General features: G+C 37.5%; 18 protein-coding genes and 1 pseudogene. 12 read left to right on the plus strand and 7 right to left on the minus strand.

The genetic code is table 11. From position 1 onward, the window contains the following. Positions 1–37 precede the first annotated feature (37 nt). Positions 38–853 (minus strand): C40 family peptidase, encoded by an 816-nt coding sequence (locus M948_RS31555; RefSeq protein ID WP_021290456.1) that lies wholly within the window; start codon positions 851–853, stop codon positions 38–40. A 770-nt stretch (positions 854–1,623) separates the two neighbouring features. Here M948_RS31555 and M948_RS31560 point away from each other — a divergent pair. The 4 genes from M948_RS31560 to M948_RS31570 all read left to right on the plus strand — a co-directional run bounded on the left by M948_RS31560 (position 1,624) and on the right by M948_RS31570 (position 4,065). Further along, entirely contained in the window at positions 1,624–2,103 is a 480-nt protein-coding gene (locus M948_RS31560; protein WP_021290458.1) for a DinB family protein, read from the plus strand. A 217-nt stretch (positions 2,104–2,320) separates the two neighbouring features. Continuing rightward, complete coding sequence (locus tag M948_RS31565; RefSeq protein ID WP_021290459.1) at positions 2,321–2,533, plus strand: hypothetical protein; 213 nt, start codon at positions 2,321–2,323, stop codon at positions 2,531–2,533. Positions 2,534–2,598: 65 nt separating this feature from the next. Then, complete coding sequence (locus M948_RS0121785; RefSeq protein ID WP_031335353.1) at positions 2,599–2,784, plus strand: hypothetical protein; 186 nt, start codon at positions 2,599–2,601, stop codon at positions 2,782–2,784. A 354-nt stretch (positions 2,785–3,138) separates the two neighbouring features. Continuing rightward, a complete protein-coding gene (locus M948_RS31570) occupies positions 3,139–4,065 on the plus strand; it encodes a S66 peptidase family protein (protein WP_021290460.1) in 927 nt (308 codons plus the stop codon). Positions 4,066–4,151: 86 nt separating this feature from the next. Here M948_RS31570 and M948_RS31575 read toward each other — a convergent pair whose 3' ends face one another. Next, positions 4,152–4,406, minus strand: coding sequence for a spore coat protein (locus M948_RS31575; protein WP_021290461.1), 255 nt, complete (start codon positions 4,404–4,406; stop codon positions 4,152–4,154). Positions 4,407–4,417: 11 nt separating this feature from the next. After that, positions 4,418–4,603: a hypothetical protein gene (locus tag M948_RS31580; protein ID WP_021290462.1), complete on the minus strand. Its 186-nt coding sequence runs from the start codon at positions 4,601–4,603 to the stop codon at positions 4,418–4,420. 145 nt (positions 4,604–4,748) lie between these two features. On the opposite strand from M948_RS31580, the gene M948_RS31585 reads away from it, so the two are divergent. Then, positions 4,749–5,603: a DUF72 domain-containing protein gene (locus M948_RS31585; RefSeq protein ID WP_021290463.1), complete on the plus strand. Its 855-nt coding sequence runs from the start codon at positions 4,749–4,751 to the stop codon at positions 5,601–5,603. 37 nt (positions 5,604–5,640) lie between these two features. On the opposite strand, the gene M948_RS43175 is transcribed toward M948_RS31585, so the two are convergent. The 3 genes from M948_RS43175 to M948_RS31595 form a co-directional block, all read right to left on the minus strand. After that, positions 5,641–6,075 carry a hypothetical protein gene (locus M948_RS43175; protein WP_155974791.1) on the minus strand — a complete coding sequence of 145 codons (435 nt, stop codon included), beginning with the start codon at positions 6,073–6,075 and terminating at the stop codon, positions 5,641–5,643. Between the two features lie 104 nt (positions 6,076–6,179). Next, positions 6,180–6,347, minus strand: a complete 168-nt coding sequence (locus tag M948_RS43180; RefSeq protein ID WP_021290464.1) for a hypothetical protein — start codon at positions 6,345–6,347, stop codon at positions 6,180–6,182. Positions 6,348–6,447: 100 nt separating this feature from the next. After that, the gene (locus M948_RS31595) at positions 6,448–6,903 is read right to left on the minus strand and encodes a hypothetical protein (protein ID WP_021290465.1); all 456 of its coding nucleotides are present in this window, start codon (positions 6,901–6,903) and stop codon (positions 6,448–6,450) included. 742 nt (positions 6,904–7,645) lie between these two features. Here M948_RS31595 and thrS point away from each other — a divergent pair. The 5 genes and pseudogenes from thrS (at position 7,646) to M948_RS31615 (ending at position 12,516) form a co-directional block, all read left to right on the plus strand. Next, on the plus strand, positions 7,646–9,559 hold the full coding sequence (thrS, locus tag M948_RS31600) for a threonine--tRNA ligase (RefSeq protein ID WP_021290466.1): 1,914 nt from the start codon (positions 7,646–7,648) through the stop codon (positions 9,557–9,559). Positions 9,560–9,587: 28 nt separating this feature from the next. After that, positions 9,588–10,319 carry a class I SAM-dependent methyltransferase gene (locus M948_RS31605; protein WP_021290467.1) on the plus strand — a complete coding sequence of 244 codons (732 nt, stop codon included), beginning with the start codon at positions 9,588–9,590 and terminating at the stop codon, positions 10,317–10,319. A 96-nt stretch (positions 10,320–10,415) separates the two neighbouring features. Continuing rightward, the gene (locus M948_RS44000; protein ID WP_126410072.1) at positions 10,416–10,460 is read left to right on the plus strand and encodes an erythromycin resistance leader peptide; all 45 of its coding nucleotides are present in this window, start codon (positions 10,416–10,418) and stop codon (positions 10,458–10,460) included. A 423-nt stretch (positions 10,461–10,883) separates the two neighbouring features. Then, positions 10,884–11,521, plus strand: a pseudogene (locus tag M948_RS31610) (rRNA adenine N(6)-methyltransferase family protein). A gap of 125 nt (positions 11,522–11,646) precedes the next feature. Beyond that, on the plus strand, positions 11,647–12,516 hold the full coding sequence (locus M948_RS31615; RefSeq protein ID WP_021290468.1) for a putative RNA methyltransferase: 870 nt from the start codon (positions 11,647–11,649) through the stop codon (positions 12,514–12,516). A 54-nt stretch (positions 12,517–12,570) separates the two neighbouring features. Here M948_RS31615 and M948_RS31620 read toward each other — a convergent pair whose 3' ends face one another. Continuing rightward, positions 12,571–13,098 carry a DinB family protein gene (locus M948_RS31620; protein WP_021290469.1) on the minus strand — a complete coding sequence of 176 codons (528 nt, stop codon included), beginning with the start codon at positions 13,096–13,098 and terminating at the stop codon, positions 12,571–12,573. Positions 13,099–13,267: 169 nt separating this feature from the next. Here M948_RS31620 and M948_RS31625 point away from each other — a divergent pair, with 169 nt between their 5' ends. Both M948_RS31625 and M948_RS31630 read left to right on the plus strand, forming a co-directional pair. Then, entirely contained in the window at positions 13,268–14,599 is a 1,332-nt protein-coding gene (locus tag M948_RS31625; protein WP_021290470.1) for an NAD(P)/FAD-dependent oxidoreductase, read from the plus strand. A gap of 33 nt (positions 14,600–14,632) precedes the next feature. Further along, positions 14,633–15,661, plus strand: a complete 1,029-nt coding sequence (locus tag M948_RS31630) for a serine hydrolase domain-containing protein (protein ID WP_021290471.1) — start codon at positions 14,633–14,635, stop codon at positions 15,659–15,661. The last annotated feature ends 13 nt before the right edge of the window (positions 15,662–15,674 follow it).

A 15,674-nucleotide genomic window follows, 5' to 3' on the forward strand; every position in this document is an offset into this window, starting at 1 on the left:
CACGTTTGCACTTGTATTATTATGTTTTTATTGGCGATTATTCTGTAATAGACTTAGCGCCAATATAGTGGTTTTTCCAGTAATCGATACTGATATCTGCTACGCTAACCCCATCATTTCCAGCATGGATCATTTGATTATCGCCAATATAGATTCCACTATGAGATGCACCTTCTGTTTCATAGGTACCTTCAAAGAATACAACATCTCCAACACTTGGAGCATCTACATGGACACCATCGTTTTGCCACATTTCACTATGTGTACGTGAAAAATCAATACCCACTTGGTCAAACACATAGTTAATAAATCCACTGCTGTCCATTCCGTCCGTAGTGGTTCCTCCCCATACATAAGGAGTTCCTATTACACTTTCTGCAGCAGCAACGATATCAGCTTGAATATCAGAATTATCCCCAGACTCTGTAATCGTTAGATCAGTGGAAGATTCACTTCCTGATAATCCCATTGCTTCAGAAGTATTTGGACCTACTATACCATCAACTTGTAAACCTTGATCTGCTTGATAATCTCTTACCGCTTGTTCGGTTATTGGACCAAAAATGCCGTCAACTGTATATGTATAATAGCCTTGGTCTTGTAGCAATGCTTGTACATCTTCTACAGATTCACTCACATTCCCGCGCTGAATGAGTGATGCCTCATTTGATGAAGTATCTTCCTGCTGTTCTACATTAGGGATATTGCTCTCGCTAATGGTTAAATCTCCTTCCGAAGCACCAGCTCCTGCATTGGCAAAAACACTCCCGCTAAAAATAGGAGTAAGAGCCAAGGAAGTAACAAATGCTGTAGAAAGTACATATTTTCTTGCTTTGTGATTGGTCTGTGCCAACATAATTCCTCCTTTGCCTTTATTAACTCTACTATCTAACTAGTAAAAATCAATGAAATATGATTCGACAAATTCCATCATATTTTTTAACTATCTGTAATGTATCACATAAAAATATCAGTGAGATAACATAGTGATTAAGGAGAAATAACAAATTATTTTAATAAATGACATCAAAAATAAAAGTAAAAAAGGAACTATTTTCATAGAAATGAAGGAAATATCTCCATTATTTTCATGGCTTCCTCCGTTGTTCATATTACATTCATGTTAGGATCTTTACGAATTTCATACCGTCAAGAAACATTCGTGGCAGTTTGTTTCCTTTCTTTTCCAACTTCACGTGAATCTTTTTAAAGGATTTTTAGCTTACGGGGTGGAATCAATTACTATATGATAACAACACGCAAAAATGGATAAGTAGATGGTAAAGGAGGAAGATTCTATTTTTGTGTCAAATGAATATGGCCGTGTCAACGCAGCTTAATAAACATCATCAACAGATGCATATAAAAAAACAAAAAATAAAGAGATCCAGCAAGAATGGACACTTGACTGGATCTCTTCTCCCAAGTGGGGATTTAGGATAGTATCACTTTTCTGGGACCAGACTTTTTCCGAGTGAAAAACAATGGAACCATCGAAAAGGATTATGGAAGTATCTTTATCTTACGAGTTTAAAGGCCTATATGCAGTAATGTTGTAAGAATATCTGACAGGGTTTTTTAAATTTAATTTGTAGTGGAGCTTTTAAATAAGGAGGAAATAGGATGAAGAAGTTGTTTGAATATAATTGGCAAGTACGGAAAGAGTGGCTTACCTGGTGTGAATCGTTGTCCGAACAAGAGCTATTAAAGAGAAGGGTGGGTGGCATCGGAAATATACTCCATACTTTACTGCATATTGTAGATGTAGAGTATAGTTGGATTGCCTTGTTGCAAGGAAAACCAGAGCCAATAGAACCATCCTTGCTAGATTATGCGAGCTTGGATAAAGTAAAGCAGCTATCGGACCACTATCATCCAGAGGTTAACCATTTTGTGGAGAATTGGACAAGTGATTTGGAATGGGTATTACTTGAAGACGTTAATGCGAAAGGTGAACAGGAAATATTTTATTATGGAGAGGTAATGCGCCATATAATCGCACATGAAATACATCATATTGGACAACTTTCGGTTTGGTCACGTGAAATCGAGAGGAAGCCTATTACGGCAAACTTCATTCGAAGAGGGTTGTTTGATAAGTAAATAGTTTATATGAAAAACTCTGTTAGATTAACTTACAAGATAATTGCAGTTACGTTCCTTCACTATAAAATGAAAGCATAGACAAACATTTTGTATTCTATCTATTAATAGGGAAAAGGAAAGGAGATACCAGTTTGAAGGATAGTACAGTCTTCTCATCCATTGCAAATAGTAGTCTTTTGGAAGAAGTGACGGTGGAAAAAATTAATGCTATGGTATGAAGAAGGTTCACCCATTTCAAGGAATGGAAACTTTTTTCTATGACTTGGAACAATACATAAAACATTTGAATCCGGACGATGAAACACTAACCATGGCCAATGTCTTTCATCGTAGTGGGATTATTCCTTGGACGGTCGATGGGCCACTGGGGACGGTTCATGATTTTGTAAATGAAGAAGCAGCTAACGTACACCATGCTCACTTCTAAACTTAACGCAATTTCAAGAAATAAAAGAAAAACTACTTCACATGATAAACATGGTGTTAAATAAGGTGGGATTAGATGGTTTTGTTTATCCGCAAATGTCGGAAGCTATTCCTGGTATTAAAGCAGAACAGGTAGCATCAACAACAATCCCGGAAATCAACATTAGCGGCCTTCCATTAATTACAGTGCCGGCTGGCTATTATACAATGGTTCACCCTTTGCTTTGGCTTTTTGGGGAAAATGTGGAGTGAGGCAGAATTAGTTGGTGGCATACGCTTATGAACAAGCTACAATGCATCGAATAGCTCCCAAGCTTGAAAGTAATTTCTAAGCAGTGCAGACTCTCGTCTGATCGGGAGTCTCTTTTTATTTTCTCACAAATAATAAAATTTACGACAGTGGCTAATTAACCAAGTATCTAGCTGCATCCTGCTTAGCGAACAGCGCCTAGTGAAGCATCCCTTATCTCATTACGATAAAGAGACTTTGTCGCACATATGCCCTTGTGACGGTTAGTAGCGCCTACTTGAGCAATTGCTCTTAAGTAACAAATTAATCGCCCACGAATAAGATGAAAGAGAGATTATTTGTGAGGAGGTTCCATAATGGCAATTAAGCCACCCATTTTGCAACAAGGCGATACGATCGGCATTGTAACTTTAGGTAGTCCTTTAGCTGCAAATATCATTAATGATCGAATAAATACCTTACAAAACTTCGGCTTTCAAGTCGTATTAGGACAACAAGTTTATGCAGAGAATGGCTTCCTTGCAGGTACGGACGAAGAACGTGCCATGGATCTTATGGATATGTTTTCCGATGAACAAGTGAAATTGATATTGCCTACTAGAGGTGGCGTAGGAGTTGCGGGGATACTTCCATTTCTCGATTATTCGTTTATTGAGGATCATCCAAAATTAATTAGTGGATATAGTGATATTACTGTTTTATTAAATGTATTAGCACAGAATAGCAATTTAATCACATTACAAAGTCTTATGCTTATTGATTTTTCTTTGAGTACGCCGAGTTACAATTATGATCAATTTTTCAATGCAACATCACTTTGGTCTCCTCAAAGACAAATTCAAAATCCTCCCCAGTTGCCGCAAGTAAGCAGGGTAAGCGGAAATGTTACAGGCCCAATTGTTGGTGGGAATCTCACCTCTTTTGTCGATACGCTTGGAACCCCTTATGAAATTGATACAACAGGTAAAATACTACTACTTGAGGAGACGCATGAACCGATAAATACTGTTTATCGGTACATGAATGCACTAAAGTTAGCTGGTAAGTTCGATGATTGTATTGGCATTGTATTAGGAGAATGTACAAATTGTCCAACAGCCTATGGGGTAACATATGAGGACTTTATTAATAACTTTGTGGTGCCATTAGGTAAACCGTTAATGACGAATGTTGCTACTGCTCATGGTATATATAAAGCGGCGATTCCAATTGGTGCAACGGCAAATTTGGATACAGTGAATAATAGGCTGACCGTAATGGAACCTACCATTACTTTACCTTAAATAACGATTAAATGAGCCATTTGGAGATCGAATAAATGTAGAGACGGAGCATCGAAAATCAATGGATTATTCGATACTCCAACTGATTATTGACCAGCAGATAGTTCTGATTGAACCTGCTGGATTTCTTGTTGTGTTGCCGCTTGTGGCGGCTTATAAAACCCGTGTTGTGTTGCATAGCTGTATACAGTTCGTTGTCTTGACTCATCGCCATTTCTTAAATTAATTAGGGTTTGTCGTAGTCCCGGATTGTTTGCTTCACTAATGTAACCAGCATAGTTTTTTAAACTTGCATTTAAGCCATTTAAGTAATCGTTGACAATATCCTTATCTTGTAACATCTATCTTCCTCCTATTGTAAAAATGGTAATAACTGCTGTTGTGCCTGTCTAGCAGATTGCGCATCTCTCAGCAGAATGGACTTCAATTCTGGATCCATTGCAGATTCAGCATAAGTCTCTAATTTATTAGCGATCATCCCATGCTCACCAATCATCTTTCTTAGGTTTTCCAACTCTGTTTGTGTTAGTTGGTTCATGGCACAAGCTCCTTTCCATATTAGTAAAGCCTAGTTTTTCCATTTTAATGAGGAATATGCAGTGGCAAAGGTATAGCTCTTGCTGAATTTTTGTTATTCATTTTGCAATTCCTCTTGTGCTATTATATTGGCAGGAGGGTTCATAATGATTTACATAGGATTGACTGGTTGGGGGGATCATTATTCACTCTACCCTGATCAATTGAAATCAAAAGATAAACTTTCAGAATACAGCAGCCATTTTCTTGTAGTTGAAGTAGATGCTTCTTTTTATGCAGTTCAGCCTGTACGTAACGCAGAAAAATGGGTACGTGAGACACCAGAGAACTTTCGATTTGTTGTCAAGGCATATCAAGGTATGACAGGACATCAGAGGGGAGAAGAAGACCCGTTTGAGACAAAGCAGGAGATGTTCCAAGCGTTTAAAGATTCTTTGGCACCATATCAACGTGTTAATAAATTAGCAATGGTCTTATTTCAATTCCCGCCTTGGTTTGAATGCAATAAAGACAATGTCACGTACCTTCGTTATTGTAAACAAATGATGGGAAATATACCAGTTGCCTTAGAATTCAGAAATCAATCTTGGTTTCATGAGCGCTTCCGAAATAGTACATTATCATTTATGAAAGAAGAAGGCTGGATTCACTCCATAGCTGATGAACCGCAGGCTGGTAATGGATCAGTCCCATGTGTACCAGTTGCCACTAACTCCTCGAAGACACTTATTCGAATGCATGGCCGCAATATACACGGTTGGAACAAACCAAGCAGCGCTGAAACCAACTGGCGGGATGTCCGTTATTTATATAAATATAATCAACAAGAATTATTGGAATGGAAACAGCGAATTACCGAGCTTAGTAAGAATTCAAAAGATATCATTATTGTATTTAATAATAATTCTGGTGGAGATGCTGCAGGAAACGCAAAAGAATTGCAGGAATTGCTTGGAATAGAGTACAAGGGACTATCTCCAAAACAATTGGATCTATTTTAATGTAAACAAAACCGCGACATTATCGTCTCGGTTTACTTCATTTCGTTTTAGCTGCAATCAATATGCCGATGCCAACCAGTATACTGCAAGCGACTAACACCCACTGCAGCAACTCATACGGAGCTTTGACATAAATAGCAATAAAGGTCCATATAAACACAAGCGGGTATAAGAAATCAGATTTACGAACTGTAACTAGAAGAGTGATTATACTTACGATAATTAATGTAAGGATTGTCCATCCTAATTCACTTATCCTTAAAATAGGCCAGAGATTGTTACGTACCAAGTATGTAAATAAGTTAACAATACTTGCTAAAGAAACCCAACCAAAGTAAATAGCAAAAGGCGCGTAATCAAGAAAGGTGCTATTCGGATTAGAGGTTACTCGTTGATACATCTGAATAAGCGAAAATAATAATAGGAATATAATGATAGTAGAAAGGAATATATACTCAACGTAAGAATCCATGCTGCATTTAACAAAAGGTTAACAGGAAAGAGGGTTTTCATCGAATGATAAAGAGGTTGATTATCAGGTTTAGCAAAGAATCCTTTAATTACCCATATAACCAATCATATATAAATGATTCCCCAAATGGAAAAAGCGTAGCCAGCTGGTTGAATAAGTGTATCCTGCTGATCAGCGATACGTCCTACATTTGAGCCGACTGAATAATTAATACTAAGTGTAAGAATAAGAAAGATCAGATTACGGATTGTTATTCCAATTGGTGGATTCAAATGGTCTTCCTCCTTTTGTTAAATGGTATACAGTCCTTTTATACAAAAAGGCTAAACGTACTTTACTTATATTTAGAATGGAGAAAGACCATTATGTTGTTTAATTTATTATTGTACTTGCAATGCCACGAATTTGCCATTCTCCATTTATCAAGGCGAGAAGTACATAATCCAAAAATTCCGCGCCACCTTCTCTTGTTGCATTGACTTTAACCAGATAGTGTTCACTATCTGTTATTCGTTCTTGTAAAGGAAGCGGAATTTCTTCACTTAAGCTAGCTTTATCTAATGCTTTAACGGAAACGACGGCTATTTCTGAAACGCTATTCCCTTGTTTCTCAGCGAATTCAAACTCGTCAATAACCTCTCTTTTTGTCATTCCAATAAAATCAAGATATTCTTCTCCTAATAATTGTAATGATGCTTCATAGTTGCCTTCCTTCAACCCTTGGTAATAATTTGTGACAAGGTCCTCCACTTTGGATTCATCAGATTTCATACACCCAATACAAGTAATCAGGAATAAGCAGGCAATAAATAAACCGATCTTTTTCATTCTCTTTCTCCTTTGCAAGTTGCTATCAGTTGGTTTCATGTTGGGACACCTAACTAAACAGCTTTCTGTTTTTACATCAATGTAAGTCTATGCAAGTAATCTAATACTTGTTAGTTGTTTTAAAAATTTTCTGCGGTATTGTATAAATCACCCTTGTTTTTTATGGACGAATAGTGTAGGATATATAAAAATAAAAACGTTAAAGAAGCGATGAACAGGACATGGGTTACTTTTGATGGTTAGCAGAGAGGGGAGGATGCTGGAAACTTCCTATCCTAGCAAAGTAACTTACCACCTTGTGAGCAGTATTGGAGAAATCAAGTAACCATTATCGTAAAGCCTGCGTTAAAGGACCATAAGTCAATCGGCATAGCTTGTCGGTTGGGAAAATGGGTGGAACCACGGATCAACACATTCGTCCCTTGTTTTGGGATGTATGTGTTTTTTTAATACTACAAAAGTTTATATCAAGAAATGCAAGGAAGGGGACATGGATGATTGTCACTCGTTACTAGAGAGGGAAGAGATGCTGGGAACTTCCTAACGAAAGATAATCATTTACCACCTCGGAAGCTGTATTGGGGAACCATAGTATCCAATTACCGTTAGCTGCGTTAAGGCATATAAAGCCAATTTAAGTTTTATTGGAAAATTAGGTGGAACCACGGGTTACGCACTCGTCCTTTGTTTTAAGGATGGGTGTGTTTTTTATTAAATTATTTTATAAAGGAGGACGAATAAAATGGAGAAATTCGTTCACATTCAATTTCCCGATGGAAAAGAGAAGAAATATGAAAAAGGTATACAGTTATCAGAAATTGCATCGTCCATTAGTCAAAGTTTACGAAAAAAAACAGTGGTAGGAAAAGTTGATGGCAAATTAGTTGATCTAAGTTATCGTATTGAGAGAGATGCATCTGTATCTCTTCTTACAACCAATTCTGAGGAAGCATTAGAGGTATTGAGGCGTTCTACAGTACTCGTTTTAGCGCAAGCGGTGAAAAGGTGTTATTTCAATGTTAAATTAGGAACTGGTTCTGTCTTAGACAATGGATATTATTATGATTTTCAGATTCATCAGAGCATTCCTTTAGATGAATTAAAAAAGATTGAAGCCGAAATGGAAAACATTATTCAAGAAAAGCTAGAATTTAAACGCAAGGTTTTATCCTATGAAGAAGCTGTTCAATTGTTCAAAGAGAGGGGAGAATTATATAAGCTAGAAGAAATACAAGAGCTTCCGAAAGATGGAGAAATAACACTGTATAAGCAAGGAGAATTCATTGATGTTTCTCATGGTCCCCAGTTACCACATACTGGGTTCATTAAGGCTTTTAAATTGACGCATATTTCAGGTGCCTATTGGCGCGGAGATAATCAAAATCAGGTTCTCCAACGTGTATACGGTACTGCCTTTCATAAGCGTTCCGAGTTAGAGAGCCATCTTCTTTTCTTAGAAGAAGCAAGTAAACGGGATCATCGGAAGCTAGGGAAGCAACTAGAGCTCTTCATGTTTTCAGAAGAGGCACCCGGGATGCCGTTTTATTTGCCAAATGGCCAAATTATTCGAAATGAGTTAGAGACATTTTTACGAGAATTACAAGATAAGGCAGGTTATAAAGAGGTACGCACACCGCTAATGATGAATCAACGTCTTTGGGAAGAAACTGGACATTGGGACCATTATCATGAAAATATGTATTTCTCGGAAGTAGATGGTATAAGTTTTGCGATGAAACCAATGAACTGCCCAGGACATATGTTAGTGTTTAAAAATAGTCTTTATTCTTATCGTGATCTACCACTTAGAATGGCTGAATTTGGTCAAGTACATCGCCATGAATTTAGTGGAGCTTTGAATGGGCTGTTTCGTGTACGTTCTTTTTGTCAGGATGATGCTCATATTTTTGTGCGGGAAGATCAAATAGAAGACGAGATCAAGCAGGTGTTTCACCTAATAGATCAAGTTTATAATACCCTTGGTTTTTCTTATACTGTAGAACTATCTACCCGGCCAGACCATTCTCTAGGAGAGGATCATCTTTGGGAAATAGCTGAAAAAGCATTAATTCATGTACTGAAGGATTTGAATATAAATTACCAGCTTAACACTGGCGATGGGGCTTTTTATGGGCCAAAAATCGATTTCCATATTAAAGATGCTTTAAATCGAAGTCACCAATGTGCGACAATTCAGTTGGACTTTCAAATGCCAACTAAATTCGATTTATCTTATGTTAATGAAAATAATGAAAAGATACGTCCCGTTGTTATTCATCGCGCTATTTTTGGTTCTATTGATCGGTTTTTAGGGATTTTGATTGAACACTTCGCGGGAGCATTTCCTGTATGGCTAGCCCCAGTGCAGGCGCAAATACTTCCTATTTCAGAGGTACATCTAGAGTATTGCTTCTATATTCAAGCTAGACTAGAAGCATTAGGAATAAGGGTGGGAATAGATAATCGAAATGAAAAATTAGGGTATAAAATTAGAGAAGCGCAGCTGAAAAAGATTCCGTTTATGTTGGTGCTTGGAGATAAAGAAATGGAGAATAGAACCGTCAATGTTCGGCACTATAGTGAACAGCAATCCACGAGTTGGAAGTTAGGTCGTTTTGTAGATCATATTTGTGAAAAGGTGATGAAAAGACTGTGATAGTCATTTTATTAGGGAGGAAGAAGTTATGAAACAGAATAAATATGATGACGTTCTATTTTTTAATGAATATAAGAAGATGCCACGTTCGATAGGTGGATTAGAAGCTGCTGGTGAGTGGCCGGTTTTTCAGCAGATGCTTCCAAATATGAGAGAAAAGCGTGTGCTTGATCTAGGATGCGGTTTTGGATGGCACTGCCGCTATGCTAAAGAACAAGGAGCTCGTGCAGTGGTAGGAGTGGATATTTCTGAACGGATGCTCGAACGTGCCCGCGAAGAAACGAAACACCATTCGATTACCTATAAGCGAACAGCTATTGAAGATATCGAATTTGCACCCGATTCGTTTGATATCGTAATAAGCTCCTTAGCATTTCATTATGTGAAAACAATCGATGTTGTTTTTTATAAAGTATTTCAATTGCTGAAGCGTGGCGGAGCATTTGTTTTTTCTGCAGAGCATCCGATTTTCACATCCCAATCTGCTCAGGATTGGTATTATGATTCAGATGGAAATCGCTTGCATTGGCCGGTCGATAATTATCAAACCGAAGGCATACGACATACAATGTTTTTAACAGAAAATGTGGAGAAATATCACCGAACGATTTCAACCTATATGAATGATTTAATTAAAGCAGGCTTTCGAGTAACGAAGGTCTCAGAACCAAAGCCTCATTCAGGAATGCTAGATAAACCGGGGATGGAAGATGAAATAAGAAGACCAATGTTTCTGTTAGTAGCTGCTGAGAAACAGTAGCATCTACTGGGTAGAGGTCAAAACTTGATTTTGACTTTTCCTATCAAGCTATTTATAATGACAACTAGATGACAAATAAAGGAGGATTATTAAAAATTGACACATTTTATGAGACTTCGTTTCCCAGCTTTGAACCAGTAATTAAATACGTTCAGAGGCTCTGTTTGTTGATGCAGAGTAAACGGGATCAGTCTGTCTTTTTTTAATAATTTTATTTATATCGTACTGCTGACTGAAAGGTGACTCGTTTTGCCTTTCTTTTTCTATGTTTCTAAAGTATGTACGTTTAAAAAAACAACAAATTTATCGATTGAATGAACCTTTGAATGGATGTTCATTGATTTCAACGAAGTTGTGTGGTTGGGGACATCCAAATGATTGTCACGTCTTACGTACTTCTTTTCCTTTTTACTCTGATCACAGGCAGTTGCCTGTGATTTTTTAGAAAGGAAGAGGAAAATGACAAAGCGGATTCATAAATATGGCCGGAAAAAATTAAGTAATGGTGAACCACCAAATTATTTAGGTCAGCATTTACTTCATCATAAGCCTATCATTAATGAAATGGTTAAACAGGCGAATATAAGTAAGGAAGATAGCGTACTGGAGTTAGGAGCGGGGGAGGGTGCTCTAACAACAATTTTAAGCAAAAAGCTAGGAGAGTAATCGCTGTCGAATATGATCAGAGATTTGTATCTATTTTAAAGGAAAAAACAAAGAATGGTTCAAATACGAAAAATATTCATGAAGACATTTTAAAAATTCAATTACCAAGTCAAAGCTTTATTGTTGTTTCTAGTATTCCATATGCAATTACAACACCGATTATGAAATTGCTCCTTAACCACCCATCAAGTGCCTTTCAAAGGGGAGTACTCGTCATAGTGAAAGGTGCAGCAAAACGATTTCCCTCTAAGTTTATTAAGGATGCATATGTACTAATTTGGCGTATGTGGTTTACTATTTCCTATTATAAAGATATATCTAGATACCATTTTTCTCCCCCACCTAGCGTGGACTCTGCGATGCTGGTGATAATTAGAAAAAAAGAATCGTTTCTTTCTACAAATAATTATTTAGCTTTTTATGGGCTCGCAGAATATGCATTAAGACGACCGGAATTGGAGTTTCAAATGGTTTTACGACCGATATTTACTCCACCTCAAATCAAGCATTTAAAAAAAAAACTTGGGAATTCATAAAGAGACACCAATTGGATTATTAACGGAATTACAATGGTCTATCCTGTTTACTACAATGAAACAGTATGTTGCTCGTCCGCTCTGGCCGAAACCAAGTAAACGAAAAAGCAAACGAGGTGCTTATCATGACAAAAAGCAAAAAAATAAAAAGCGCTGAACTTGTATCTGAATGGAGTGATATATTTAGATGCCCGCATTGTGGTACAAAGATGCAGGTGGAAGCATGGAAGAGCTTGACTTGTGTCCATCATCATACGTTTGATTTTACGAAACAAGGCTATCTTAACTTAATGAAGCAGCCAATCAAAAGTAACTATGATAAAACGTTGTTTGAAGCAAGGCAGCATGTAGTTGGAGAAACTGAGTTATTTCAGCTTTTGCATCAACGTATAAGTGAAATTCTGTCACGTCTGAATAAAGAAACCATCACCATATTAGACGTTGGCTGTGGTGAAGGATCGCATCTACACCAGATAATGGAAGGTCGATTGGATCGTTCATTAGTGGGCATTGGCTTGGATATTGCTAAAGAAGGCATATTGCAAGCAGCTAAAAATTATATAGACCCGATTTGGGTGGTGGGAAATCTTGCGAATGCTCCCTTCCAAAAAAATGTATTTGATGTAGTAATAAATATCCTTTCGCCATCGAATTACGTTGAGTTTAAACGGTTGGTGGCTTCTAATGGCCTTATTATTAAGGTAGTGCCTCGTAATAACTATTTAAGCGAATTGAGAGAAGTTCTTATGAAGAGTGAGAAGCGAGAGATGAACAATAAGGATGAAGTGGTGAGCCTATTTCAAGACCATTTTGAAACAACTAAACGCATCCCCTTAACGTATCGTCATAAATTGAACCAAACGGTACTACATGACTTGGTACGAATGACTCCACTTGCTTGGTCGGCCGATCCAAAGCGTATTCAGTCATTTACAGAGCAGGAGTCAGCAGAGATTACGATTGATTTGGATATTCTCATTGGTAGGAATAATTAGAAACTAGAGTAAAAAAACATACACCTACTCGCTTAGTGGGTGTATGTTTTTTGCTTATTTATTCGTTAGTATCCCTAAATAGGCTTGCCAAGGACCAACGTCTTTTTGATATCGCTTTGCCATGACTCGTACTATTTGAGCGATATGGGTTAGATCATGGACTACCCATGTAGATAGTAACTCGCTTAACTTTACTTCGCCAAAGACTGGATGTAAGCCTATGGCGTCCAGATGCGATTCAAGCGAAGGAATGGTTTCTAGTCTAGATAAGTTATGCGCACGAAGCGTTTTAAAATCCATAAGTTTTTGTTGAATTGGGTTATTCGTATCTTTATTTAAATGAGCATACCGATCAAATGGTGGAATAGGTGCATGTTCATCTCCATGGAGAATAGCTTCTAATCGGGGAATCCAGTTATGCTTTTCACTTTCAATAAGATGGTCTATTACCTCATAACTATTCCACGTCCTATCTCCCTCGTTACATTGTAACCAACCATGAGATAAGTTGGATAATAAACAATCCAGTGCTTGTGGGGTGTTATCTAGAACCTCGAGAGCCCCTTTTAATGAAAATTGCATTCCATCACTCCCTTAAGAGATCGCCTTGATACATTTAGTATATCATGATGATGTTAGCTATAGGGTGATATTTCGAAATAATATGTTATTTCAAAAAACAATCAATTACCGTATACTGGATATAAATAAAGGATGGGTGAACGGAGATTCGAGGAAGGGGAGGAAAAGCATGTTAGAAAGAGCAATTATTATTGGTGGAAGTATTGCTGGAAAATTGGCTGCGAAGGCCTTATCCACATCTTTCCGAGAAGTAATTATCCTAGAAACTGGTCCAAGATGGGATGAGAAAACACCAAGAAAGAGAGTTCCGCAAACATATCATCCACATGTGCTGCTAAAGGGGGGAGAAGAAGCAATAGAGGAATTATTTCCTCGTTTTCTTGATGAATTAATTGCGGATGGCGGAATTATAACGAACTTTACAAGGGATTTAAAGTGGCATCACTTTGGAGCATGGAAACAGCGATTTACCGGCGAATTAGTAATGGTTCAACAAAGTCGACCAATGCTGGAATGGCACTTGCAACAACGAATTAATAACATAGCTAATATTGAAACCAAATATGGGATGCGGGTGGACCGGCTGTTGGCAAATTCACGTTATAACCAAGTCATCGGTGTTAATGTTCGTTCATTGCAAACAAACGAGGAAGAAAATATGACAGCTGATTTAGTAGTTGATGCTAGTGGATTCGGTTCAAACGTAATGAATTGGTTGAAGCCGTTTCGAGTAAATGTAGTGGAAGAAAAAGTCGCGATTAAGCTGTTTTACGCCACAAGGTATTTCCGTTTACATCATCATGAAGAACTGGATTGGTGTAATATGTTAATATCCCCAAGTTTTCCAGAAAACCCTTATGGAGCTTTTATTCAAACGGTTGAAGGAGATCGATTTTCAGTAACATTTAGTGGTTATGCTAATGAACAGCCTCCAAAAACGGAAAATGCGTTTCAGGCGTATGCAAAAAAACTGCCAACATCTGAAGTTACGAAATTTTTAGCAAAAGCGGACCCCATTTCTAAAATAAATATTCATAAGATCCCTTATCAAGTAAGGCGGAGATTTGATCTAGTAAATCTTCCAGCCGGATTGTTGGTAATAGGCGATGCCCACTGCCGCTTTGATCCTGTCTTTGGACAAGGGATTTCTGTAGCTGCAATGGAGGCTTTGGCCTTACAAGAAAGCTTAGTAGAAACGAGAACGTTTAATCGTAAGTTTGGTAGGGAATTTCATCGTGCTATCGCCAAAGTGATAGCAACGCCATGGGATATGGCAACTACAGAGGTATTGCGTCACCCCGACATTAAAGGGGATCGATCCGTTATTCTGCCATTTAAGCAATGGTACAGCAGAAAGGTTTATGAGCTATCCGCTGTCGATCCAGAAATATATTTACGGCTAGTGAAGGTTATGAATTTAATGGAGCCTCCGACGCATCTATTCCACCCTAGCGTAGGTAATGCCATCTTAACAAGTAAGAAGCAATCGAGGAAAGTCTAGTTAACGAATAAAACAATTAAGGGGGGGTACATGATGAATAAAAACGTAACTAAAAGGTTTCAATATATAACCAAACAAATGAACTATTCAGGTGCATTGTTGGTACGTGAGGGTAAACAACCATCCATAAAATTAAGTTCTGGCTATAGGAATCGTTCAGAAGAATTACCAAATGAAGTGAACACCAGGTTTGGAATTGCATCTGGTTGTAAGCTCTTTACTGCTATTGCCATTTGTCAACTTATTCAATTAGGGAAGTTATCCTTTCATGACGATATTCAAGATTACTTAGATATTGAATTGCCATGGACGAATGGAATTACGGTGCATCATTTACTGACACATACGTCGGGGGTGCCTGATTATTTTGATGAGGAAGTGATGGGAGATTTTGAAGAATTGTGGGAAGAAAATCCAATGTATCAATTTCGCCAATTATGTGATTTTATTCCATTATTTCAACAACAGCCAATGAAAATGCAGCCTGGAGAAAGGTTCCATTATAATAATACCGGCTATATATTACTTGGTCTTATCGTGGAAAAAGTAACCGGAACATCGTTTACGCAATATATAGAAGAACATATTTTTAAAAAAGCTCATATGTATCATTCGGGTTACTTTTCATTTGACTCATTACCAAGCCAGACTGCTCTAGGGTATATTGATGAACCTGATGGAACATGGCGTACAAATATGTATTCATTACCTATACGAGGGGGGGCTGATGGAGGAGCATTTATTACGGTTGATGATATGGAAAGGCTTTGGGATGCATTAATGAATTACGAATTATTAAATGCTGATTATACAAAAAAATTACTAACACCACATGTTCATGAAAACGAGAACTCTTTCTATGGTTATGGTATTTGGATTGAGAAAAGTAGAGAATCCATACGAAAGTATCATTTGATGGGGTATGATCCTGGGGTGAATTTTCATTCCGCTTATTATCCAGATAATGCTATTACTTTCGTTGCATGTTCCAATACTTCAAATGGATCTTTTCATCTTATGAAAGAACTAGAAAATAACTTACGTTTAAAGCAGCTCCATTGATGAGCTGCTTTTC

This window comes from Virgibacillus sp. CM-4 (genome assembly GCF_000445495.1).
Taxonomy (GTDB): Bacteria; Bacillota; Bacilli; order Bacillales; family Amphibacillaceae; genus Virgibacillus; species Virgibacillus salexigens.

What these genes read in the sequence shown, in the direction of transcription:
- M948_RS31615 (WP_021290468.1), top strand. Translation starts at nt 11,647, where the DNA reads ATGACAAAAAGCAAAAAAATAAAAAGCGCTGAACTTGTATCTGAATGG.
- M948_RS43175 (WP_155974791.1), bottom strand. Translation starts at nt 6,075, where the DNA reads ATGGATTCTTACGTTGAGTATATATTCCTTTCTACTATCATTATATTC.
- M948_RS31620 (WP_021290469.1), bottom strand. Translation starts at nt 13,098, where the DNA reads ATGCAATTTTCATTAAAAGGGGCTCTCGAGGTTCTAGATAACACCCCA.
- M948_RS31560 (WP_021290458.1), top strand. Translation starts at nt 1,624, where the DNA reads ATGAAGAAGTTGTTTGAATATAATTGGCAAGTACGGAAAGAGTGGCTT.
- thrS (WP_021290466.1), top strand. Translation starts at nt 7,646, where the DNA reads ATGGAGAAATTCGTTCACATTCAATTTCCCGATGGAAAAGAGAAGAAA.
- M948_RS31575 (WP_021290461.1), bottom strand. Translation starts at nt 4,406, where the DNA reads ATGTTACAAGATAAGGATATTGTCAACGATTACTTAAATGGCTTAAAT.
- M948_RS31625 (WP_021290470.1), top strand. Translation starts at nt 13,268, where the DNA reads ATGTTAGAAAGAGCAATTATTATTGGTGGAAGTATTGCTGGAAAATTG.
- M948_RS31580 (WP_021290462.1), bottom strand. Translation starts at nt 4,603, where the DNA reads ATGAACCAACTAACACAAACAGAGTTGGAAAACCTAAGAAAGATGATT.
- M948_RS31565 (WP_021290459.1), top strand. Translation starts at nt 2,321, where the DNA reads ATGAAGAAGGTTCACCCATTTCAAGGAATGGAAACTTTTTTCTATGAC.
- M948_RS31595 (WP_021290465.1), bottom strand. Translation starts at nt 6,903, where the DNA reads ATGAAAAAGATCGGTTTATTTATTGCCTGCTTATTCCTGATTACTTGT.
- M948_RS31570 (WP_021290460.1), top strand. Translation starts at nt 3,139, where the DNA reads ATGGCAATTAAGCCACCCATTTTGCAACAAGGCGATACGATCGGCATT.
- M948_RS31585 (WP_021290463.1), top strand. Translation starts at nt 4,749, where the DNA reads ATGATTTACATAGGATTGACTGGTTGGGGGGATCATTATTCACTCTAC.
- M948_RS31630 (WP_021290471.1), top strand. Translation starts at nt 14,633, where the DNA reads ATGAATAAAAACGTAACTAAAAGGTTTCAATATATAACCAAACAAATG.
- M948_RS31605 (WP_021290467.1), top strand. Translation starts at nt 9,588, where the DNA reads ATGAAACAGAATAAATATGATGACGTTCTATTTTTTAATGAATATAAG.